The sequence below is a fragment of the Flavobacterium sp. genome (genome assembly GCF_044341265.1).
Lineage (GTDB): Bacteria > Bacteroidota > Bacteroidia > Flavobacteriales > Flavobacteriaceae > Flavobacterium.
In genome coordinates, this window is sequence record NZ_JBIISA010000016.1 from 1 (window position 1) to 22,086 (window position 22,086).

General features: G+C 29.4%; 19 protein-coding genes. 17 read left to right on the forward strand and 2 right to left on the reverse strand.

Annotated elements, in window-relative coordinates:
* The first annotated feature begins 74 nt into the window (after positions 1 to 74).
* The 16 genes from ACIQ06_RS09130 (at position 75) to ACIQ06_RS09205 (ending at position 18,984) form a co-directional block, all read left to right on the forward strand.
* Complete coding sequence (locus ACIQ06_RS09130) at positions 75 to 1,154, forward strand: glycosyltransferase family 4 protein (protein ID WP_396145640.1); 1,080 nt, start codon at positions 75 to 77, stop codon at positions 1,152 to 1,154.
* The gene (locus ACIQ06_RS09135) at positions 1,154 to 2,581 is read left to right on the forward strand and encodes an MBOAT family O-acyltransferase (protein ID WP_396145643.1); all 1,428 of its coding nucleotides are present in this window, start codon (positions 1,154 to 1,156) and stop codon (positions 2,579 to 2,581) included. Before ACIQ06_RS09130 ends, ACIQ06_RS09135 begins: the two co-directional genes overlap by 1 nt.
* Positions 2,582 to 2,584: 3 nt before the next feature.
* A complete protein-coding gene (locus ACIQ06_RS09140) occupies positions 2,585 to 3,481 on the forward strand; it encodes a hypothetical protein (RefSeq protein ID WP_396145645.1) in 897 nt (298 codons plus the stop codon).
* Positions 3,482 to 3,483: 2 nt separating this feature from the next.
* On the forward strand, positions 3,484 to 4,626 hold the full coding sequence (locus ACIQ06_RS09145; protein ID WP_396145647.1) for a glycosyltransferase family 4 protein: 1,143 nt from the start codon (positions 3,484 to 3,486) through the stop codon (positions 4,624 to 4,626).
* A 5-nt stretch (positions 4,627 to 4,631) separates the two neighbouring features.
* Complete coding sequence (locus tag ACIQ06_RS09150; protein WP_396145649.1) at positions 4,632 to 5,561, forward strand: methyltransferase domain-containing protein; 930 nt, start codon at positions 4,632 to 4,634, stop codon at positions 5,559 to 5,561.
* Positions 5,562 to 5,670: 109 nt separating this feature from the next.
* A complete protein-coding gene (locus tag ACIQ06_RS09155) occupies positions 5,671 to 7,215 on the forward strand; it encodes a glycosyltransferase family 2 protein (RefSeq protein ID WP_396145651.1) in 1,545 nt (514 codons plus the stop codon).
* Positions 7,216 to 8,835 carry a hypothetical protein gene (locus ACIQ06_RS09160; RefSeq protein ID WP_396145653.1) on the forward strand — a complete coding sequence of 540 codons (1,620 nt, stop codon included), beginning with the start codon at positions 7,216 to 7,218 and terminating at the stop codon, positions 8,833 to 8,835.
* Entirely contained in the window at positions 8,835 to 9,905 is a 1,071-nt protein-coding gene (locus tag ACIQ06_RS09165; protein WP_396145655.1) for a lipid II:glycine glycyltransferase FemX, read from the forward strand. The genes ACIQ06_RS09160 and ACIQ06_RS09165 overlap by 1 nt, the downstream gene beginning before the upstream one ends.
* An 8-nt stretch (positions 9,906 to 9,913) precedes the next feature.
* A complete protein-coding gene (locus tag ACIQ06_RS09170) occupies positions 9,914 to 10,657 on the forward strand; it encodes a class I SAM-dependent methyltransferase (RefSeq protein WP_396145657.1) in 744 nt (247 codons plus the stop codon).
* Positions 10,658 to 10,662: 5 nt separating this feature from the next.
* The gene (locus ACIQ06_RS09175) at positions 10,663 to 11,673 is read left to right on the forward strand and encodes a glycosyltransferase family 2 protein (protein ID WP_396145659.1); all 1,011 of its coding nucleotides are present in this window, start codon (positions 10,663 to 10,665) and stop codon (positions 11,671 to 11,673) included.
* Between the two features lie 118 nt (positions 11,674 to 11,791).
* Positions 11,792 to 12,964 (forward strand): hypothetical protein, encoded by a 1,173-nt coding sequence (locus tag ACIQ06_RS09180; RefSeq protein WP_396145661.1) that lies wholly within the window; start codon positions 11,792 to 11,794, stop codon positions 12,962 to 12,964.
* 47 nt (positions 12,965 to 13,011) lie between these two features.
* The gene (locus tag ACIQ06_RS09185) at positions 13,012 to 14,130 is read left to right on the forward strand and encodes a glycosyltransferase (protein ID WP_396145663.1); all 1,119 of its coding nucleotides are present in this window, start codon (positions 13,012 to 13,014) and stop codon (positions 14,128 to 14,130) included.
* The gene (locus tag ACIQ06_RS09190) at positions 14,127 to 15,200 is read left to right on the forward strand and encodes a glycosyltransferase (protein WP_396145665.1); all 1,074 of its coding nucleotides are present in this window, start codon (positions 14,127 to 14,129) and stop codon (positions 15,198 to 15,200) included. Before ACIQ06_RS09185 ends, ACIQ06_RS09190 begins: the two co-directional genes overlap by 4 nt.
* A 1-nt stretch (position 15,201) precedes the next feature.
* The gene (locus tag ACIQ06_RS09195; protein WP_396145667.1) at positions 15,202 to 16,572 is read left to right on the forward strand and encodes an O-antigen ligase family protein; all 1,371 of its coding nucleotides are present in this window, start codon (positions 15,202 to 15,204) and stop codon (positions 16,570 to 16,572) included.
* Complete coding sequence (locus ACIQ06_RS09200) at positions 16,526 to 17,536, forward strand: glycosyltransferase family 4 protein (RefSeq protein ID WP_396145669.1); 1,011 nt, start codon at positions 16,526 to 16,528, stop codon at positions 17,534 to 17,536. Before ACIQ06_RS09195 ends, ACIQ06_RS09200 begins: the two co-directional genes overlap by 47 nt.
* 53 nt (positions 17,537 to 17,589) lie before the next feature.
* On the forward strand, positions 17,590 to 18,984 hold the full coding sequence (locus tag ACIQ06_RS09205) for a sugar transferase (protein WP_396145670.1): 1,395 nt from the start codon (positions 17,590 to 17,592) through the stop codon (positions 18,982 to 18,984).
* Between the two features lie 5 nt (positions 18,985 to 18,989).
* Here ACIQ06_RS09205 and ACIQ06_RS09210 read toward each other — a convergent pair whose 3' ends face one another.
* Both ACIQ06_RS09210 and ACIQ06_RS09215 read right to left on the reverse strand, forming a co-directional pair.
* Positions 18,990 to 20,105: a DUF4105 domain-containing protein gene (locus ACIQ06_RS09210; protein ID WP_396145672.1), complete on the reverse strand. Its 1,116-nt coding sequence runs from the start codon at positions 20,103 to 20,105 to the stop codon at positions 18,990 to 18,992.
* Positions 20,106 to 20,110: 5 nt separating this feature from the next.
* A complete protein-coding gene (locus ACIQ06_RS09215; RefSeq protein ID WP_396145755.1) occupies positions 20,111 to 21,094 on the reverse strand; it encodes a PorV/PorQ family protein in 984 nt (327 codons plus the stop codon).
* A 229-nt stretch (positions 21,095 to 21,323) separates the two neighbouring features.
* Between ACIQ06_RS09215 and ACIQ06_RS09220 the strand changes: the two genes are divergently transcribed.
* Positions 21,324 to 22,049: a CDP-alcohol phosphatidyltransferase family protein gene (locus ACIQ06_RS09220; RefSeq protein ID WP_396145674.1), complete on the forward strand. Its 726-nt coding sequence runs from the start codon at positions 21,324 to 21,326 to the stop codon at positions 22,047 to 22,049.
* The last annotated feature ends 37 nt before the right edge of the window (positions 22,050 to 22,086 follow it).

Consider the following 22,086-nt stretch of genomic DNA (forward strand, 5'->3'; position numbering starts at 1 on the left):
ATGGAATTGCTTAAATTACAAGTAAGTAAGCCTCTGTTCGAAACTGGTAAACGCATAGCTCAAACCTTAAAAGCATGGGTGTAAACCAACAAAAAATAGCCGTTTTGTGTAACTATGAGCTTCTTCCAGAGCGAGTAGGTGGCATGGACTATTTTTATTGGATGTTTGATGCAAAATGCAAAGAACAAGGTATTGAAATCGATTGGTTTTTTCCAAATCTCTCAAATCATGGAGGTTATTCTAAACTAAATTTACATTCAAGTAGCAACAAAAATGTTGAGAATTATTTTTTAGAAAATCATTCTAATAATCAGTATTCTCATGTAATAACTCATTTTATTGAGCTTTGCACGCCATTTTATAAAAAACTTAAAAAGATAAATAGTTCTAAGATAATTGCAATTGATCACAATCCGAGGCCATTATCTGGTTATCCTTTAAAAAAACGTTTAGAAAAAAAGACTAAAGGAATTTTATATGCCAAATACATCGATTTGTTTGTTGGAGTATCTGAATATTCTAAAAATCAATTAATTAAGGAATTAGGTTCTTTTATTAAAGATAGAATAAAAGTTGTTTGCAACGGTATAGAAATTCAAAAGTTCAAAGTAAAAACAGATTTTAGTGTTTCTAATAAATTTTTAACGGCCTCACATTTAAGAAAAGACAAAGGAATTCAAGATGTTATTTATGCTGTAGCAGCTTTGAAAAAAGAATCGAATGTTCCATTTACAATTGATGTTTATGGAGAAGGACCTTATGAAACTGATTTGAAAAATCTTGTTGATGAGTTTGATTTAGGGAAAACTATAATTTTTAAAGGAAGTATTTCCAATTTACATGAAGTGTATTCTGAATATTCTTATTTAGTTCATCCTTCACATGGCGAAACATTCTGTTATACTGTTGTGGAAGCTTTGTTGAGCAACTTACCAGTAATTACAACTAATGACCAAGGAAATGTGCTAAAAATGGTAAAAGAAAATAGCAATGGATTTTTATTTGATGTAGGTGATAGCTCTAAGTTGAAAATGATTTTATTATCCATTTTAAATGGAAAAAAAGCTATACTTAATGGTTTGGAAAAAGAGCCAGAAGTTTTGCAATTCTCTTTAGAGAAAATGGTTGATAATCATATAAAATTACTTCAATAATGCTTTTTAACTCGATTTCGTTTTTACTATTTCTACCCATAGTTTTTGCTATTTATTGGATGGTAAACAAACGCAGTTTGGAGTTGCAAAATATATTACTTTTAGTTGCAAGTTATTTCTTTTATGCTTGTTGGGATTGGCGTTTTCTGTTTCTTTTAATTTTTTCAACAGCTTTAGATTATTTTACTGGTTTGAAAATGCATGATGCTAAAAATCAAAAGCTTAAAACTTTTTGGTTTTGGTTAAGTATTGGAATTAATTTGGGATTTTTAGGTATTTTCAAATACTACAATTTCTTTGCCGAATCATTAGCAGAAGCTTTGTCAAAAATAGGTTTTCATGCCAGTTTTTGGACCTTAGAAGTTATTCTTCCGGTAGGTATTTCGTTTTATACCTTCCATGGATTGTCTTATGTAATCGATATTTATAAAAACAGAATAGAGCCAGAGCGCAATGTGGTAACCTATTCTTTATTTGTCAGTTATTTTCCGTTGTTGGTTGCTGGTCCGATAGAACGAGCTACGCATTTGTTGCCTCAAATTAAGAAGCAACGTATTTTCAACTATCATCTTGCTGTTCAAGGTGTGAAGCAAATCATTTGGGGTTTGTTTAAGAAAGTTGTCGTTGCCGATAATTGTGCTTTTTTTGTAAATCAAATTTTTGAAAACTCTTCCAGTCATTCAGCGACCGAACTTTGGATAGGTATGTTTTTGTTTTCTTTCCAAATTTATGGTGATTTTAGTGGGTATTCTGATATAGCTTTAGGAACTTCCAAACTCTTCGGAATTGACTTATTGCGTAATTTTAGCTTTCCCTATTTTTCAAGAGATATAGCCGATTTTTGGCGTCGTTGGCACATTTCACTTTCTTCATGGTTTAGAGATTACGTCTATATTCCACTAGGAGGAAGTAAAGGTTCTAAAGCTATGCAACTTCGCAATGTTATGGCGATTTTTCTTTTGAGTGGCTTCTGGCATGGCGCCAATTGGACTTTTATCTTTTGGGGATTATTGCATGCTTTGTTGTTCATTCCATTATTAATTTCAAATAAAAATAGAGCCAGTATTTCAGATACCAAATACAATTTTAAAGCTTATTCGAAAATAGCACTTACTTTTGTTTTGGTTTCAATGGCTTGGATATTTTTTAGAGCAAATACCATTTCAGAAGCCTTTCAATATGTTGGAGGAATGTTTGATTTTCATTCTTTGTCGGCGAACTATTTTTATAAAAATTCTAAATATGCTTTGCTGACTTTGATATGTATTGTCGCAATTCTATTTTTAATTTTCATTGAATGGAGAAATGTTACCAAAGGAAATCAAGAAGTAAAGCTTTCTAAATGGACTGTTTTTGTTCTTTTATTTATGCTTTTTTGCATGGGAACTTATAGAAATCAAATGAGTTTTATTTACTTTCAATTTTAAAAGATGAAGAAATTTTTACTCAAAATAGCACAATACGGATTTATAGCTTTACTACTTTTTAATGCTATCGCATGGTGCAATTTGTATTTCTTGAGAAACTCTTCTTTCTACAAACCACAATTTTTATATCATGAAGTAAAAGAAACCAACTTCGATTATATTGTTATTGGCTCTAGTATTGGTTTGACAGGTCTTAATACCATTCAAATGGATAGTTTGATTGGAACAAAAGGAATAAATTTATGCATCGATGATACCGGAATTAGTTCTAATTATTTGATGTTACAACATTTTTACAATCAAAAGAAGCAAGCTAAGTATTGTGTTTTAGCCATGAATCATTGGGATTTGGCTACCAAAAAACCAGAATTGAGCACTAATGATTATCGATTTTTACCTTTTGTTAGTGAAGATTTTGTTTATGATTATTATTCTAAATTGGAATCCGGATATTTTAAACCTTTGGCGTTTTCGAAGTATTTACCAATGATTGGTGTAGCTTATTATAATTCAGAAATTTTTTATCCATCATTGGTTGCCAAAATGAAGCCTAATAAACGCAATCGTTTTGATGAAAAAGGTAATTACTCTTATCCTGTAAATGCTGGCCTGAAAGAAATACCATTCAAAACCACAACTTTAAAATGGAACAATCCTTATGTTGATAAAATCAAGGAACTTTGTGATGCCCATAATACTAAACTAATTATTTATCAAGCACCAATTTATAAAACTAAAGTTGTAAATTCCAACACAGCGTTTACCTTTGTAAATCATTCCGACTTATTGAATAATAAGAATGATTTTTATAACGCAATACACGTCAATAAGTTTGGAAGAAAGAAAGTTTCTGCTGAATTTGCAGTAGTTTTGCAAAATCTTTTAAAAACCAATCCATAAGCATGAAGATTTGTTTCTTAACACCCGAATATCCGCATCATTCAACACGCTCTTCTGGTGGTATTGGAACTAGTATCTATAATTTAGCCAAAGGTCTTGTTGCTCTTGGTCATCAAGTTTCAGTTATCGTTTTTGCTCAATATGAAGAAGCAACATTTGAAGAAAATGGTGTTACGATATACAAATTAAAAAATATTTCTTTCAAAGGATTATCGTTTTATCTGACACAATTAAAGATAGCAAAACTTATCAATAAATTGTATTCAGAAAATAAAATAGATATTGTTGAAGCTCCAGATTGGACTGGTTGCACAGCATTTGTAAATGTAAAATGTCCAGTGGTACTTAGACTTAACGGAAGCGATACCTATTTCTGTCATTTAGACCAAAGACCTGTAAAAAGAAAGAATCGATTTTTTGAAAAAAGAGCTTTAAAAAGAGCTGATGGAATTATTTCGGTAAGTAAGTTTACAGGAAATTTAACCAATGAAGTTTTTGGTATTAAAAGAGATTTTGAGGTAATACCGAATGCAATTGACATGAGCCAATTTGAAGGAAGTTCCAATTCAAGCGATGAACAAACCATATTGTATTTTGGAACATTAATTAGAAAAAAAGGTTCTTTAGAATTGCCCTTGATTTTTAATGAAGTTTATAAGAAAAACAACCAAGCCAAACTAGTATTGGTAGGAAGAGATGCCTCAGACATTATAACTAATAATAAATCGGTTTGGCAAATGATGCAACCACTTTTTGATAAAGAAGCTTTCAAGAATGTTACTTATTTAGGAAGTGTGCCTTATTCTGAAATAAAAAATCTAATAAATAAGGCATCAGTTTGTGTTTTTCCAACATTTGCTGAAGCTTTACCAGTTTCCTGGCTCGAAGCTATGGCAATGCAAAAACCTATCGTGGCTTGCAATATTGGATGGTCAACAGAAGTCATTGAAGATGGAAAAGAAGGATTTTTAGTGCATCCCAAAGACCATGAACTTTATGCTGCTAAAATAGAAACACTTTTGCAAGATAAAGCCTTACAAGTAGCTTTCGGAAAAGCAGCTAAAGATAAGATTCTGCAAAAATTTAGTATTGAGGTTGTTGCAAAAAAATCATTAGCGTTTTATTCAACAATTTTGAAAGATTAATTTTTATGATTGAGTTTACTATTAATCCCGATTCACATTCAAAATTCTCTACTAAAACTGAGAATGAGTTATCTTTTGAAGATGGTTCCAAATTTAAAATTTTGAATGGAACACCAATATTATTTGGTAAGGATTCGATTTTTAATGAAGAAGAAATTTTAAATCAAACGATTACTACTCAAGACGCAAGTCACTTGGACACTTCAAGTTTGAAGAATTATATAAGAAGAAAATTATTGCCATCTCTTTGCAAAGATTTTAAAATTGAAGAGCGTTACAAAGAATTATCAAAAAAACTTTCAAATGATAGTCTAGTTTTAATTATTGGAACTGGTGAAAAAAAAGAATATTACAAGGAAATTTTTTCTCATTGTAAAGTAATTACATCTGATGTTCACAATGCGTTTAAACCAGATTATATTTTTGATGGGCATTATATTCCATTTCAAAATGATGTATTTGATTTGGTCTTAGCTGCGCAAGTTATAGAACACACTATTAATCCTTGGTTATTTTGTAAAGAATTACAAAGAGTTACAAAAATAGGTGGATTATTACAAATTGAAGCACCTCAAAATTTTCCTTATCACGCTGAGCCGTATGATTTTTTCAGATTTACATTTACTGGTATGCGAAGTTTATTTCCTCAATGTGAGGTCGTGAAAAGTGAGATTACAGAAGGAGGAGCTTCAATGGTAGCAGTAACTTTATCAAATTACATCGTAAATACTACTACAATTAAAGTTTTAAGAAGTATTTTTCTTTTTCTAACAATGTTGTTTTTCGGATGGATAAAATATTTAGATAAACTTCAAAGCACAGTAAATAAACGCACAATTTCATCACCAAAAGGATATGCTTTTACTTTCAGAAAAGATACTGTTTCAAGAAAATCTTCTGATTTATTAAAGGAGTTTTATTCATTAAATAGTTAATAATTATTTAGCAATTGCACTCTAATTAATTAGTATTTAAATTAAAAATAAAACTATTTTTGCAAATCTTTCTAATTGAACGGAAGTAGTAAAAAATCAGAATTTCTCTATGAATTTAAATTTCAAAGAATACAAAACGAGTCGAGGTGAAATTATTCTTTATCTAGGTACTCCTAATCTTGAAAAACTGGATGAACTTTCCAAAGGTTATGGCGATATTTGGCATAGTTCTTTTGAGCAAGGTTATAAAAATGCTTTTCCAGATTTGGTCTATCAAACGTTTGTTTTCTTTTGGTTTATCAATGATTTTGATAATCTTGATGAATGTATCAGTTGGCGTTTAAATCCTAACCATTTTGCAGTAAGAAAATCAGTTTGGGATTTACTTGGAGGTTTTGATAATGATTTTGAAAGTATTCAATTGGCTGCTTTTGATTTTGCTTACAATGCTGTTAGAAATAGAGGTGCAATTCCTTTATATGCCAAAGGTTTGTTTGATGTTTCAGAAAAAGAAACCATTACAATTTCTACAAAAGACAGGTATGTTTTCTTTAGAAAGAATTTTAGAGCGGCACATTCCATTTTTATGTTATATCGTAAAGGATTATGGAAACCTGCAGAATGGAAAGCTTTTTTAGGTGTAAAAAACAACTACAAACAACGTCCAATTCCAAGTGTAATTCCACCAAGAAAGCTTGACGAAATAAAAGGAAATCCAACAGTAAGTTACATCATTCCAACCATGATGCGTCAAGATTTTACTTTGAATTTAATGGAGGATTTAAAAAAGCAAACCTATTTGCCAACGCAAGTTATTGTAGTTGATGCAACTCCAGAAAGTAGTAGAGATGAATCGTTATATAATCCTGAGAATTATCCATTTGAAGTAATTTTTAAATGGCAAACTACAAAAGGTAGTTGTCGTGCAAGAAACGAAGCGATTGATTTATGTACTGGAGATTATATCGTTTTTGGAGATGATGATATTAGAGTAGAAACCGATTTTATTGAAAATCATATCCGTTTGCTTCAAACTTATGGTGCTGGTGCTTGCAATGGTTTAGACATTCAAGCCGATCATCAAAAGCAAACCTTAGATGATTTGAAAGTTAAATTAGATAATTATCCTTTTGAACGTTGGTATGTTGGTGCTTCACAGAGTTTTAGTAATGCCAATTCTTGTGTGAAAAGAGAATTTGTAACCAAAGTTGTCGGAAACGATATCAATTATGATGGTGGTTACGGAGAAGATAGTGATTTCGGAATTACACTGACTAAAATTGGTGTACCAGTTTTATACAATCCTTTTTCTACTAATTTACACTTGAAACCACCAGTTGGAGGTTACCGTTTTTGGGGTTCACAAGCCAAGATTATGGGTAAAAAGCGTAAAACCCAGCCATGGGAATTAGATACACCAGTAAAAAATATTCGCCCAGTTCCAAGTCCGACGATTATGTATCAAATTCATAAGCAATTTACGCCTCAACAATTTATAGAATACAAGCATAAATATTTTGTAATGTATCTTTTTAAAGGTAGCAAATGGTCTATTCCATTGAAATTGATAAAATTACCTTATCGAATGATGCAGTTTAACAAGTCGGTATTTTATGCAAAAAAATTGGTTCAGCTAGGAAAAAGAACAAAGTAAATGGTAAAATCAATCACTATTTTAGCAACATCAATTAAGGAAAACGTTAGTTTTTCAAGTGATTTTAATGCCAAAATAAGTGTCGATTGCCAACAAATTGCTTCTAAGTTCAATTCATTTTCTATCGAATTTGTTTTTGAAGTTCCAATTGTTTCTTTTAGAAATCATGATTATTTATGGGTTGATGTCAATGAAACTCGAATTGCTACTTCTTTATCTTCTAAAATATTAAAACTTAGTAATGGTTTTATAGTTCAAGCCAATATTAATAGAGGTATTTGGGAAGTAAGTCCAAAAAATAAAAAGGTTCTTTTATGGAAGTTCAATCCAGAATATTCTAATTCCTTAACCGAATACACTGGAATAAAAAATACAAAAAAATTAGTTTCAGCTAATTCTGCGCTTCACTTTGTGGAACAACCGAGCTTGCTTTTTACCAAAGCGGATGCTATAGAAATTAGTCGTTCTAAAATTCCGTTTTCAGCTATAGCTTGTTTTACAGATCATTGCGATTATGATACTTTACCCAATTTAAAATTACAACGTCAGTTATTTGCAAAAACGAATATTAAAACTACCAAAGGTTTTTTTCTCAATCATTTTTCTAAAAGAAACGATAATGCTTCTTTTGAAAACGATAAAAAGGAATTGGAATTTTGGAAAAATGACGGACATGAATTATGTTATCACTCCTTGTCACAATCCATAAAATCTGATGCAGAAAGTTTTGAAGATTTTCAAAATTTTCAACATCCTTTTGATGACATTCCTGTTTGGATAGATCATGGTTTTCAGCCTTATAATTTTTCGCTTTATAAAAACAACAAAGTTTCAAATACCACTTTTGAAAAGCAATTATCAGATAAAAAAATACAAGTTCTTTGGAATTACATTGATTCAGGAACAGCTACTTCTGGTGTTATTAATCAATTAAATACTACTCAATTTACACTAAATAATTATCGAAAAGGAATTGCTAAATTTTCTTTTAAGACTAAACTAGTAATGCTATTTAAGAATATCATTTTTCATTATGATAATGATGAAAATCGTGTTCGAAATTATATTGACGCTGTTGCTAATGCTCGAGCCATTATTAAAAAGAAACAGTTTTTGAAGGTATTCACTTTGATTAAGAATATAGTTCCTTTGTTAATGGTAGTGTTGAAAGTGTTATTTTTTTGGAATTCAGAGAAGAACAAACCCTACAAAGTAGCTCATTTCGCTCCAATTTTATTTAAACACAGAATTGATGTTAAAGATTTTTTTGTGTTTCAAACTTTAGAAATTGTTGATTTTAAAAAATCTTTACATCCACAAAATATTGAATCCTTGATTAGTGAATCGGGTATTTTTATTGCACATACTTATTTCTCTGTCGATATGAGTCATTATTCAGGGAAGCTATTCAAACAAGAAGGTGTTTTTGATGATGAAGTGGTGGCTAATTTTGAGAATTTATCACTTAAAATAAGAGAAAATAAGATTTGGAATCCAACACTTTCTCAACTCATAGAATATTTTAATATCTTTGAAGAGACGGTTTTTGATGTTGATGCTAATGGAGTTATTTATATCAAAAATCCTAACAATTTGTTATCTTCAAGAACCATTAATTAATGAATTTTATAATTACCAAAGACCCAAAATGGATTCAAAAATGGGACGAATTTCTATTAAATGAAAGTCGTGGTAGTCATTTAATTTATTCCCAATGGTTGCAATCTTATGCTTCTTATGGTTTTGATTATGAGATTTTTATTGTTCATGAAGACGAAGTAATTATTGGCGGATATGGTGCGGTAATTGCTAAAAGTTTTTTCTTCAAATTTTATATAGTTCCACATGGACCAATTGTTATTGCTGGAAAGGAAGATAAATTAGAACATATTTTAAGTCAGCTTTCTATTCAAGCCAAAAAGAGAGGATGTTGTTATGTGCAATACAGTTTACCAATTTCGAATGAGGTTGCTATTGAGCCTTATGGATATTCTACCAAAAATTTAAGTAGTACTAATTTAATTGGAAAAGAAGGCAATTTATTCAAATACGTTTACAGTAATTACGGAATAAATTGGGTTGATTTTAATACAACAACTTCAGCCGATGAATTATTACAACAAATGTCTGTTCAAGTAAGACGAAACATTAATTTATCCTATAAAAATGCTGCTGAAGTTTCTTTCGCAATAACCGAAGATGAATGTAAATTTGCCTACCTAGCCATTGAAGATAATGCCAAAGAAGCTCATTATTCCGTGAGGGCTTTTGAAGATTTTAAAGCCACAATTTTAGAATTAGTAGCCAAAGAAAGAGCTTATTTGCTAACTGCAAAAATCGAAGGAGTTATTAAAGGCGCTGGATTTGCAGTAAATTGTGGAAATCATTTGACTTATATTTCTGGTGGAACTAAAAAAGAGAAGCCCGATTTGAAATTAGGTTATTTATTGCATTGGGAACTCATCAAGAAGTCTTACGAATTGGGTTATAAAGGATACAACATATCTATGGGAGGTTCTAAAGGCGTAATGGAATTTAAAGCCAAATTCAATACGCAAACCATCTCATTTGAAAAACCACATCGACATATTATAATAAAGCCAATAATTTTTAAATTATATTTAATATTAAATTCTATTTTTGTTAAAAATAAGAAAACCATTTCTATTTTATTAAAACGTTTCAAATAGTACTCCAAATGAAGATTGAAAATAAAGATTTTTGGGAAAAAGAAAATATTATTGCTACTCAAGAAGTATTAAAAAAGGCTTCCGATTTTGAGGAATTTATGTTCGAAAAAGCAAAAGAACGCTATAGTTCTATTGGAAGCATTCAATCTATTAAAATTTTTGGTTGTGGAACAGGTAGAGAAATTGAATCAATTGCAGAGTTTTATAATCCAACAAAGATTGTAGCTTCTGATATTTCTGAAAATATGATTGCCAAGTGCAATGAGAATTTGAAGCTGTGGAATATTGATTCCATTACAGAAACTGTTGTTGGTGATGCCAAAGCTTACAATAAAGTGGATAATGTATTTGATTTGGTAACCATTTTAAATAGTATGTTAACCTACGTTCCTGTAAGACAAGATCGATTGACGATTTTTAAAAATGCTCTTCAAATATTGAAGCCTAAAGCGATCATTATTGGTACTGTTCACAATCAAGTTGGAGCAACTGCTAAAACCTATTATTTTAAGTTTAGAGGTTTGTTTTCCTTTGTTTTAGGAGAAAAAGTTGGTAATAGAAATACAGGTTTCAACGGATATAAAGTACCAGGATATTACTACAGTAAAAAAGGTTTGATAAACGACTTAATGACTGCTGGATTTAAGGACGTTGAAGTTTATTCACTTGAAGAATATTATGCTTTGTATGGTAAGAAGTATAATAGAAAAACTGGTTACAATAACTTAATCTTTATAGCAACAAAACCCTAATTTCTGTGGGAAATTCATCTAAAGTTTGTTTGATTATTTGCACGTACATGCGCGCGAAACCCTTGTTGAATTTATTAAATTCAATAAAACATCAAACGCTTTATCCTGATGAAATTTTAATAATTGATGGTTCTACCAATGATGAAACTAAAACTGTTTTAGAACAAAATCAATTTGATAAACTCATTTACTTTCAAGTTCCGCCAGAACATAGAGGTCTGACACGTCAGCGTAATTTTGGCACATCAAAAATTGGTAAAGGAATGGAAATCATTTGTTTCTTAGACGATGATACCGTTTTAGAACAAAATTATTTTGAAAATGTTGTAAAAACTTTTAATGAAAATCCAGATGCGGTTGGAGTAGGAGGTGTTGCTATTAATGAGAATAAATGGAAAGTAAATGATAAAGGAATAAAGCAAAGTTCCAAATATTACACTCTTGAAAATTATTACATTAAAGAATCTTCTAGAAATTATCTAAGAAATATTTTAGGATTAGGCGCCAATGAGTTGCCAGGAATAATGCCAGAATTTTCTAATGGAAAAACATGTTATTATCCATTAAATGAAAAGGCATATCCAGTTGATTTAATTGTAGGAATGTCCATGAATTTTAAGAGAGAAGTTTTCAATAAGATAAAATTCTCAACTTATTTTGAAGGTTATGGCTTATATGAAGATGCCGATTTTTCTCTAAGAACGTTACAATTTGGACAGAATTATATTGCAACATCAGTACAATTAAGTCATTATCATGATCATTCTGGTAGACCAAATAAATATAATTATGGCAAAATGGTATTGCGAAACGGATGGTATGTTTGGCGAGTAAAATATCCAAATCCGAGTCTTGTAGCAAGATTTAAGTGGAATTCTATTGCTTTTTTATTAACTTTAATCCGATTTACAAATATTTTTACCACCAATAAACCTAAAGAAGCTTTTACAGAAAGTTTGGGTAGAACTGTTGGTTGGTTTAGTTTGCTTTTCAATAAACCCAAAAGAAATGATTGATATAAATAGATTTAAGAATATTTTTTTTAAAGTAAATACTCAAAGTATCACAATACTTGCGATGCTTTTTTTGTTTATAAATGCTTATTTACAAGTACTTTTTTTTAATCAAACTTTTATGAATGTTGGCGCCAATGCTGACGAAACGGCTTACAGAGAGTTTTTAAATGCTACTACTGATTTTAGTTTTAGTTTGGTTTCTAATGCACAAGCACAACCCTATGCGTTTTTTGGATTATTGTTGAATAAATTTTTTCAAGACGCTCAATTTACCAACCGATTAATAAGCTTAATTTCTGCAGTTTTCTTATTGCTTTTTCTCTTTAGATATTATAAAAAACAAAAATTTACAAACCTTATACAAGGGAATCCTTTTATTAGTAATTTGATTGTTTTTAATGTTTTATCTTCTGTTTTATTAGTGTTATCTTGTCATTTTGTGGGTACATCAGACATGATTTCTGTTGCATTTGCATTGCCAGCTTTCATACTTTTAACCGAAGTTTTATTTTATAAAAAGCAGCATAGTGTTATTATTATTGGATTATTGTTTGCACTATCATTCACTTCGCGACCAACATTTTTAATCAGTTTAGCTGCATATTTGTTGAGTATTGTTTTTATAATGCGAAAACAATTATTCTCAAAGCAATTGATTTTTGTTGGTTTGTTTTTTGTTGCATTTACGGCATTAATTAATTTTAGCCCAATTGTAAATCAAGGAAAAATTGTTTTAGATATTAAAACAATTGCTAAAGAAACTGGAACTTCATGGTTTGAAATGAATTATTTGATGGCAAAGAAATGGGATGCAGGAGAAATACCAAATACGCAATGGCTTTCAAGTGATGATGTTATACAATATAAAAAGGAACATCCAGATTTTGTTTTTCCTAAAAATTATATTGATATTATGGTTAATGATACAGGAATGTTTACCAGACAATTACTTCGTTTGTTTGGAACTTCAATGTATTCTTCCTTTAGGTATATGTATGTGTTATTTCCGTTTTTAATTGTATTTCCATTTTTGAAAAAGAAAGAAGAAGATTTAGTAGTCAATAAAACAGTATATTTTACCCTAAGTTTTTATTTTATTTCTTTACTGATTTTTATAATAATTGCTATAAAATTAATGGAGTTTAGATGGATGCACATCGCTATAGTTTTTTATGCTTTCTATACTATTAATGCTACCAAAACGATATCAGAAAATAAGAGAGTTCTTCTTTTTAATAGTGTTTTTGTCGTTGGTATCTTGTTTTTTATTTTGAAAATGCTAAAAGGATAACTTTTAATTTTTATAAATGATTATTTAAATTAAACATCAAATAGTTTATGACATTTTGTATCATTACTCACGTTATTCATTTGCAATCTGAAGGCAAGTATTTAGGTTATGCTCCTTATGTAAATGAGATGAATGTATGGTTAAAACATGTTGATAAAGTAATAGTTGTAGCACCATTAAAACATATAGATAAGACTGCTATTCATCAGGCATACCAACATCATACTATTGAATTTATTGAAGTGCCTTCTTTTTCATTAATCAATTTTAAAGAAATAATCAAGTCGATTATATCGTTACCAGGATTGTTTTTTAAAATACTTGGGGCTATGAAAAGAAGTAATCATATACATCTAAGATGTCCAGGAAATATGGGTTTGTTGGGTGCTTTAGTTCAAATACTTTTTCCAAAAAAAGCAAAAACTGCAAAATATGCAGGTAATTGGGATTCTAATTCGAAGCAACCTCTTTCCTATAAAATTCAAAAATCGATATTGAGCAATACTTTTTTAACCAAAAACATGCAGGTTTTGGTATATGGAGATTGGAAAAATCAAACTAAAAACATCAAATCATTTTTTACAGCAACTTATAGAGAAAATGAAAAATCAACTGTTACAGCAAGAAGTTTTAATAGTAAACTTCAATTTTTGTTTGTTGGTACTTTATCCAAAGGGAAGCAACCCATTTACGCTGTAAAATTAGTTGAATCACTAAAAAATAAAGGTTTAAATGTACAATTGTCAATTTATGGTGAAGGTCAGGAAAAGGAAACTCTAGAAAATTATATTCAAGTTAATAATTTGAATGATGTAGTTTTTCTTAAAGGAAATGTAAACCGTGATGACATGAAGTTGATTTATCAGCAAAGTCATTTTTTGATTTTACCTTCCAAAAGTGAAGGTTGGCCCAAAGTTGTTGCTGAAGCAATGTTTTGGGGTTGTCTTCCTATTGCTTCAAAAGTGTCATGTGTGCCTAATATGCTTGGCAATGGAGAAAGAGGGATTTTACTTTCAGAAGAGTTGGAGGAGGATAGTTTGTCATTAGTAAATTGTATTCAAAATCAAGAATTGTATGATGCAAAAATAAATGCAGCAATAAGTTGGTCTCGTAACTTTACAATTGATAAATTTGAAAGCGAAATAGAAAAATTATTAAAAACATGAGAATTCTACAAATTATTGATTCATTAGATATAGGTGGTGCCGAAAAAATGGCCGTCAATTATGCTAATGCACTCTCAAATCAAGTAGCATTTTCGGGATTAGTAACTACAAGAAAAGAAGGAAGTTTAAAAGAACAAATAAATTCTAATGTTCCTTATTTATTTTTAAATAGAAAAAAAACTATTGATTTTTCTGCAATTTTCAGGTTAAAAAAATATTGTAAATCTAATGATATTCAATGTGTTCAAGCACATAGTAGTTCTTTTTTTACTGCTTTTTTGTTGAAGTTGATTTTGTTTAAAATCAAAATTATTTGGCATGATCATAATGGTTTGAGTGAATTTTTAAATGCTAGAAAATCATTAGCTTTAAAAATTGCTTCCTATTTTTTTGAAGGGATTATAGTTGTAAATTATCAATTAAAAAATTGGGCTGAACGAGAATTGAATTGTAAAAAAGTAATTTATCTAGCAAATTTTACAAGTATTTCACAAAATGGTTTGAAAGAAACTGCTCTTTTTGGTGAAAATGAGAAGCGAATTTTGTGTTTAGCTAATTTAAGATTCCAAAAAAATCATTTTTTATTGATTGATGTTGCTAAAAAATTGAAGTTGTCTCATCCAGATTGGACTTTTCATTTGGTAGGAAAAGATTTTAATGATGATTATTCAAGTAAAGTAAAAACTGCAATTACAGAAAATGATTTGCAAAATCATGTTTTTATTTATGGCTCTAAAAACGATACGCAAAACATAATTGAACAATCTGAAATAACAATTTTAACCTCTCAATCCGAAGGTTTACCAGTTGCTTTGTTAGAATACGGATTGAATAAAAAGGCAGTTGTTTCAACAGAGGTTGGAGAAATTCCATTAATAATTGTAAACAATGAAAATGGATTTATTGTTCCAAAGTTTGATGCAGAACAATATTATAGTGCTTTGATTGCAATGATTGAAAATAAAGATTTAAGAATGAAGTTGGGTGAAGCTTTGTATAAAACTATTCAACAAAATAATTCAGAAGAAGCTGTTTTAAACAAGTTTATAAGTTGGGTAAAAACCAAATAGTATGCAAAATAAAGAGAAGAATTACCTTTTTTTAGTTTTCATCCACATTGCGCTTGGAGTGTTTATTTATGCTGTACCATTTATTTCTAAAATTTATGGTGCATTAATGTTTATAGTTAGTGTTTACTATATAATAAAAACTCAAAACAAGAATAATGAAGTGCTTTATGCTTGCGCTTATATTGTAGGAAGCGAAGTTTTTCTGCGGATGACTAATGGAAATCCCAATCACGAATTTTCTAAATATGGAATAATTATTTTTATTTGGATGGGAATGTTTTATAGTGGTTTTTCTAAAAATGCAATACCCTATTGGATTTATCTTATATTACTAGTTCCTGGACTTGTAATCGCAACACAGACATTAAACTTAACAACTGTTGATATTAGAAAAACGATTTCTTTTAATATTTCTGGTCCATTATGCTTAGGTTTTGCCTCTTTATATTGTTACAACCGGAAAGTAAGAATAGAAGAGATTAATAATATTTTACTTGTAATGGGTTTGCCTATTTTGTCTTGTACAACTTATTTAATTTTATTTACTCCCAAAATTAAGGAGATTGTTACAAGTACAGTGTCTAATGTAGAAACTTCAGGTGGTTTTGGTCCTAATCAGGTTTCAACAGCTCTTGGTTTAGGTATGTTTATTTTTTTTACGAGAGTTATTGTTGCTTCAAGAACCAAAATTTTATTTTTAATAAATCTTGTAATCGTACTTAATATAAGTTACAGAGGCTTATTAACATTTTCTAGAGGAGGAATGATTACTGGTATTGTAATGATAGTTATTTTGGTGGTTATATTTTATATTAATTCAGAATATAAAGGAAGAGTAAAATTAAATTATTTAATTGTTATTTTAACAGCAGTATTAGTTGGAATATGGTTTTATACAGAAGATCAAACTGGAGGGTTAATTGGAAAAAGATATCAAAATAAAGATGCATCAGGTAGAACAAAAGAGAGCAATTTTTCCGGTAGAGAGCAAATTGCAGAATCAGAAATTAATGCTTTTTTAGAAAATCCTTTTTTTGGAATTGGAGTTGCTAAAGGAACTGAGTATCGACTTGAACAAACAGGCGAAATTGTTGCATCTCACAATGAATTAACAAGATTGTTGGGAGAGCATGGTTCAATTGGAATACTGATTTTATTAATATTATTTTTCACACCTATATTTTTGTATTTAGATAACAAACGGCACATTTATATGTTTTGTTTTTTGGCTTTTTGGTTACTGACGATAAATCATGCTGCTATGCGAACGGCAGCACCATCTTTTATTTACGCACTTTGTTTATTAAAAATTAGATTCATTAACGATGAAGCAGTTGCTTTACATAGGGAACAAGTTATCAAAACACGGTAATACGGCAACTTCTATAGAAACATTAGGTAGTTTTCTTGAAGTTGAAGGTTTTAAAGTGTTCTATGCTTCTTCTAAAAAAAATAAGGTTCTTAGGTTTTTAGACATGATTTTCTCTACAATTTGGTTTTCTAAAAAAGTAGATTATGTTTTGATTGATACCTATAGTACTCAAAATTTTTATTATGCATTAGTAACAAGTCAGTTATGTAGAATTTTAAATGTGAAATATATAGCTAAATTACATGGTGGAGATTTACCTAATAGATTGCAAAAAAGTCCATTTCTTTGTGAATTACTGTTTAGAAACGCCTATAAAATAACAGCGCCTTCAGCTTATCTGATGAAAGCATTTGAAGTAAAATATTATGAAAATTTAATTTACATCCCAAATACTATTGAAATTGATAAATATAATTTCTTAAAAAGAGAATACAATTTACCTAGGTTGTTATGGGTACGTTCTTTTTCGAAAATATATAATCCAAAAATGGCAATTGATGTATTATATAATCTCAAGAAAGATTTTCCAAATGCAACTCTAACAATGGTAGGTCCTGATAAAGAAAACCTTATTGATGATTGTAAAAAACATGCTTCAGAGTTAAATGTAGAAGTAGAATTTACTGGAAAATTAGCTAAAGAAGAATGGGTTGAATTGTCTAAAGATTATAATGTTTTTATTAATACAACACATTTTGATAATACTCCAATAAGTGTTATTGAAGCTATGGCATTAGGTTTACCAATAGTCTCAACCAATGTTGGAGGAATTCCATTTCTAATATCGGATAAAGAAAATGGACTATTAATTGCAGACAATGATACCGAAGGAATGACTAATGCAATTCTTGAAATTTTCAATAATGAAATTTTAAGAGAAAAAATTACCATAAATGCAAGAAATACTGTAGAATCCTTTGATTGGAATGTAATAAAGCAAAAATGGTTTGAAATATTGAAATAGTGTTTAAATTTGTATAGATTTTACTAACTTGCGTCACAGTTGTAAACGTACTAATGAATAGCAATAAAAAAATACATTTTGAGGTATCAGAAAGAAAGGTTCTTCTGAAGATTTTTGATGTAATCTTTGTATTACTATCATTGTACATTATAAGCTCTATTTTTGATTTTAAATATTTTACATTTTCTACTACAAATTATTATTGGGCAATTGTATTAGCTATCTATGTTAATATTTTTGGATCTGTTTTTGAAATGTATAATTTGCAAGTAGCAAGTAATCAATTTCAAATAATTAAAAGTATAATACTTGCTTCTTCTACAACAGTATTAATTTATCTTTTAACTCCAATTTATACACCTGTTTTACCTTCAAATAGACTACAGATTATTATATTTTTTGTAGCTATTTTTGGATCCTTACTAGCTTGGAGAATTTTTTATGTAAAATTTTTAGCATCTCATCGATTTGTAAAAAAAGCTATTTTAGTTTGTGATAAGGAGCAATTGCAAGAACTTGTTACAGGGATTGAAAATGCTGATCCACATTATAAAATAATAGCATTTGTTAATTCTGATGGGGAAGATTCTTTTAATTTTAAATACAAATCAATTAAGAATATTCATCCTAATGAATTAGAAAATTTTGTTAGAAATAATTCTATTTCTGAAATAGTAATTGCTTCTCAAAAAACCGAAGGAATAACAGTTAGTTTATATAATCAACTGATTCATTTATTAGAAAATGGTTTTATAATTAGAGAGTATACACAAGTATATGAGGCTATTACACAACGAATTCCTGTGCAATATGTTTCACGAGATTTTTACAGATATTTCCCTTTTAGTAGAAGTAATCAAAATCATTTGTATTTATTGGTATCTAGACTGATTGAAGTAATTTTTTCAGTAATTGGGTTGTCAATTGGGTTGTTGTTTTTTCCAATAATTTTAATTGGTAATCTTATTGGAAATAGAGGTGGCTTATTTTACACACAAGAACGTGTTGGCAAAAATGGCGAAGTATTTAAAATTTATAAATACAGAACTATGGTGAAAAATGCTGAGGCAAATGGAGCAGTGTTTACAACCGCCAATGATAGTAGAATTACACCTTTTGGTAAGTTTATGAGAAAAACTAGACTTGATGAATTTCCTCAATTTATAAATATACTAAAAGGAGATATGGCAATTATAGGACCAAGACCAGAACGTCCTATTTTTGTTAATGAAATCGCAGAAATAATGCCATTCTACGAAACTAGGCATGTTGTAAAGCCAGGATTAACAGGTTGGGCACAAGTGAATTATGCTTATGGCGATTCTATAGAAGATAGTTTGATGAAGCTACAATATGATTTATATTACATCAAGCATAGAAGTATTTTTCTTGATATCAATATTATCATTAAAACGTTTAGCACAGTATTGTTTTATAGAGGACAATAAGTTTCTTAAATGCTATTAGTCTCTAATTTTTTATTTCGCTTTAGTAATTTGAACAAAATATAATTGTTAGCCAAAATAAATGGAATCATTAAAGGTAAATGGGGCTTTCCTATCATAATTGCAATATAAACTAAGGTCATTGCAAAACAAACATTAGCCATTTTTCTAAACCAAATGCTTCCCAAAAACCCTAAGATTATATATATTGGATTAAACAGCAAAGCATTGTAATTCCACAAAACTTCTTTGTGTTCTGAGTATAATCCTACTAGGCAAAGAAAAATCCCCAATAATCCTGATAGGAATAGATAGGATAATGAAACATACTTATTATTGATTAAAGCTATTACTAGTAGAATAAGAGCTATGAAATAGATACTATTTAAAAAAGAAAAGGAAGAAGTAAGCTCAGCTCCTTTAATTAAGGTTTCTTTTTTTGTAACCAAAGGTTTACTTTCAATTTTGGCTTTGTCTAAACTATTTAACAGCTCAATAGGAAGAAATAGTTTTTCAGCTTTTGCATCTGTTTTTGCTCCAAAAATTATATTTATACCCAATTTATAATAAAAGTGATTATCAAAATAAGGATAAAGTAATTCTCTATATGAAATGGATTTATCATCCACTTTTTCGATTAATTTTTGACCTACAATGGCATTAATTTTATCTACAACCATCGTAGTACAATTTCGGTCTATAAATTTGTACGTATAATTTCTTTCTTCAGAATAAAGAGAAGCATTTAAAAGTTCAAATAGTTCTTGTTTTTTTGCTAATGGAAATGATAAAGTCTGTTCGATAACTTCGCGATTATCACTTTGATATTCAAAAATGAAGTCTTCATAAGAAGTAGCATTTATAAAATATTGTAAGTCACCTTTTACAAATTTTAAATAGAAATTTTCTGTTCTAAAATCGAAAGCACCATAGTTATATACAACGTCTAAGTTATTTATGGAATCTTTAATTCGTATGGCTGTATGACCAAAAGTGGAGTATAGTTCGTTTCCCCTTCCACAAGTAAAAATACTTACAGAAGCATTTTCTGATAGTGCTGAATTTTGAGAGAAACCAATGGTTTGAAAAAATAAGATAAGTAGAAGAAGTAATTTTTTAATCATAATGGTTATCTAAAAGCACTAAAATCAACTTTTACAGAAAAAATATTTGAATATAAAGCGGCACTTTGATCACCTAAATCTGTCAAAGCATAATCGACTTGAATTCCTTTGTATTTAAATCCAAGTCCAATATTGGGTTGAAAACCTACTTTTCTAGAACCATCTAATTGTGTGATGTTTTGAAAATTACCAACACCAGCTCTTAGAAATACTAAATCAGTATAATTGTATTCAAATCCTAAAGCAGGATCGATACTTACAAAGTTAGTTGATAATATATCATTGGTTCTAGCAAATTGCATATTCAAATTTCCAGAAGCTTTTAAATACGTTTCATTATGAAAATCGAATGTTTTCGACATTCCAAGTTGTGCTTTTGGTAGTGTAATTTCTGAACTTTCAGGTAAATCTTGATTTTCACCCGGAATGGCATTTTTTATTTTAGCATATTCTTCCTCATTAATAGCCCATACATTGTAGGTAGTAGTAATGTCTCTCAACATTAAACCAAATTTCCAATCGTCTCTTTCAAATTGTAATCCAAAATCGAAACCAAAACCCCATGAATTTGCAAAATCTCCAATAACACGTCGAATCACTTTTGCATTAACGCCATATTGAAAACCTGGTATTTTAAGTCTTCTGGCATAAGATAAAGTCAAGCCATAATCAGCAGTAGAAAATTTACTGATTCTATTAAAATCAATATTCCCATCACCATCAATAAGTTGTGTGGTGTTTAATATATCATCTACTCCAAATCGTATCAAGGAGATTCCCCAAGCACTATCATCATCAATAGGTTTGGCATAAGCTGCATAATCATATTGAGCAATATTTGCAAAATAACTTGCATGCATTAACGACGCTTGACCATCTTCCAATCCAAGTAATCCGGCTGGATTCCAGTAACCAGAATTAACATCATTAGTATGCGCCACAACAGCATTAGACATTCCCAATGCAGCAGCATCTACACCTATGTTCATAAACTCGTTAGAATATTTTCTAACAGCTTGACTATGAGCTAAAGTGCAGCCTAAAATGAAAGTTAAAAAAAGAATTTTCTTCAAAGCAAATATTTTTTCAAAAATAGAAATTTTTATTGAGCTAACTTCATATACAATTCATAATAATATCTCAAATAAAAACTCTAATTACAAACGTACTTATGTATAAACTTATTGTATTACATTTGTCTTTAGAAAAATTAAAAGCATGAACATCAAAAAACACACTCCTAATATACTTACTTTATTAAATTTATTATGTGGTTGTATCGCCATAGTTTTTGTCTCTAAATTGAGGTTTGACTTAGCTTTTTATTTTGTTTGCTTGGGAATATTTTTTGATTTTTTTGACGGTTTCTTCGCCAGAAAGTTTGGAGTTGCAGGACCTTTGGGTGTTCAGTTAGATTCCTTAGCAGATATGGTTACAAGTGGAGTCGCTCCTGGTTATGTAATGTATCAAATGTTGTCGTTTGATGGAAGTTTTATGCAAATTACAAATGATTTGTCTTTTTTTCAAGTCTCTTTTTTAGGTTTTATTATTACACTTGGCGCTTGTTATCGATTGGCAAATTTCAATATCGATACAAGACAATCTGATTCTTTTATTGGTTTGCCAACTCCTGCAAATGCACTTTTTATAATGAGTTTACCATTGGTTATTGAAGAGTGTCATTTTCTTACTTTAAGTGAACTTCTAAATATAAAATGGGTTCTTTTGGCAATTACATTGTTAAGTGCTTATGTAATGAATGCGGAAATTCCGTTGTTTTCATTGAAAATAAAGAATTTTAGTTTTCAAAAATATAAATTACAAATTGGATTTTTAGTTCTTTCAATAGTAATGATTGCTACTTTGCAATATCTTGCAATTCCCTTAATCATAATGACTTATGTTTTATTGTCGGTTGGAAATAATATGTTGGCAAAAAAGTAGTTATTTAGTATTAAGATTTTAGTAGTAAGTATCAAGA

What these genes read in the sequence shown, in the direction of transcription:
- ACIQ06_RS09130 (WP_396145640.1), top strand. Translation starts at nt 75, where the DNA reads ATGGGTGTAAACCAACAAAAAATAGCCGTTTTGTGTAACTATGAGCTT.
- ACIQ06_RS09135 (WP_396145643.1), top strand. Translation starts at nt 1,154, where the DNA reads ATGCTTTTTAACTCGATTTCGTTTTTACTATTTCTACCCATAGTTTTT.
- ACIQ06_RS09140 (WP_396145645.1), top strand. Translation starts at nt 2,585, where the DNA reads ATGAAGAAATTTTTACTCAAAATAGCACAATACGGATTTATAGCTTTA.
- ACIQ06_RS09145 (WP_396145647.1), top strand. Translation starts at nt 3,484, where the DNA reads ATGAAGATTTGTTTCTTAACACCCGAATATCCGCATCATTCAACACGC.
- ACIQ06_RS09150 (WP_396145649.1), top strand. Translation starts at nt 4,632, where the DNA reads ATGATTGAGTTTACTATTAATCCCGATTCACATTCAAAATTCTCTACT.
- ACIQ06_RS09155 (WP_396145651.1), top strand. Translation starts at nt 5,671, where the DNA reads ATGAATTTAAATTTCAAAGAATACAAAACGAGTCGAGGTGAAATTATT.
- ACIQ06_RS09160 (WP_396145653.1), top strand. Translation starts at nt 7,216, where the DNA reads ATGGTAAAATCAATCACTATTTTAGCAACATCAATTAAGGAAAACGTT.
- ACIQ06_RS09165 (WP_396145655.1), top strand. Translation starts at nt 8,835, where the DNA reads ATGAATTTTATAATTACCAAAGACCCAAAATGGATTCAAAAATGGGAC.
- ACIQ06_RS09170 (WP_396145657.1), top strand. Translation starts at nt 9,914, where the DNA reads ATGAAGATTGAAAATAAAGATTTTTGGGAAAAAGAAAATATTATTGCT.
- ACIQ06_RS09180 (WP_396145661.1), top strand. Translation starts at nt 11,792, where the DNA reads ATGAATGTTGGCGCCAATGCTGACGAAACGGCTTACAGAGAGTTTTTA.
- ACIQ06_RS09185 (WP_396145663.1), top strand. Translation starts at nt 13,012, where the DNA reads ATGACATTTTGTATCATTACTCACGTTATTCATTTGCAATCTGAAGGC.
- ACIQ06_RS09190 (WP_396145665.1), top strand. Translation starts at nt 14,127, where the DNA reads ATGAGAATTCTACAAATTATTGATTCATTAGATATAGGTGGTGCCGAA.
- ACIQ06_RS09195 (WP_396145667.1), top strand. Translation starts at nt 15,202, where the DNA reads ATGCAAAATAAAGAGAAGAATTACCTTTTTTTAGTTTTCATCCACATT.
- ACIQ06_RS09200 (WP_396145669.1), top strand. Translation starts at nt 16,526, where the DNA reads ATGAAGCAGTTGCTTTACATAGGGAACAAGTTATCAAAACACGGTAAT.
- ACIQ06_RS09205 (WP_396145670.1), top strand. Translation starts at nt 17,590, where the DNA reads ATGAATAGCAATAAAAAAATACATTTTGAGGTATCAGAAAGAAAGGTT.
- ACIQ06_RS09210 (WP_396145672.1), bottom strand. Translation starts at nt 20,105, where the DNA reads ATGATTAAAAAATTACTTCTTCTACTTATCTTATTTTTTCAAACCATT.
- ACIQ06_RS09215 (WP_396145755.1), bottom strand. Translation starts at nt 21,094, where the DNA reads ATGAACATAGGTGTAGATGCTGCTGCATTGGGAATGTCTAATGCTGTT.
- ACIQ06_RS09220 (WP_396145674.1), top strand. Translation starts at nt 21,324, where the DNA reads ATGAACATCAAAAAACACACTCCTAATATACTTACTTTATTAAATTTA.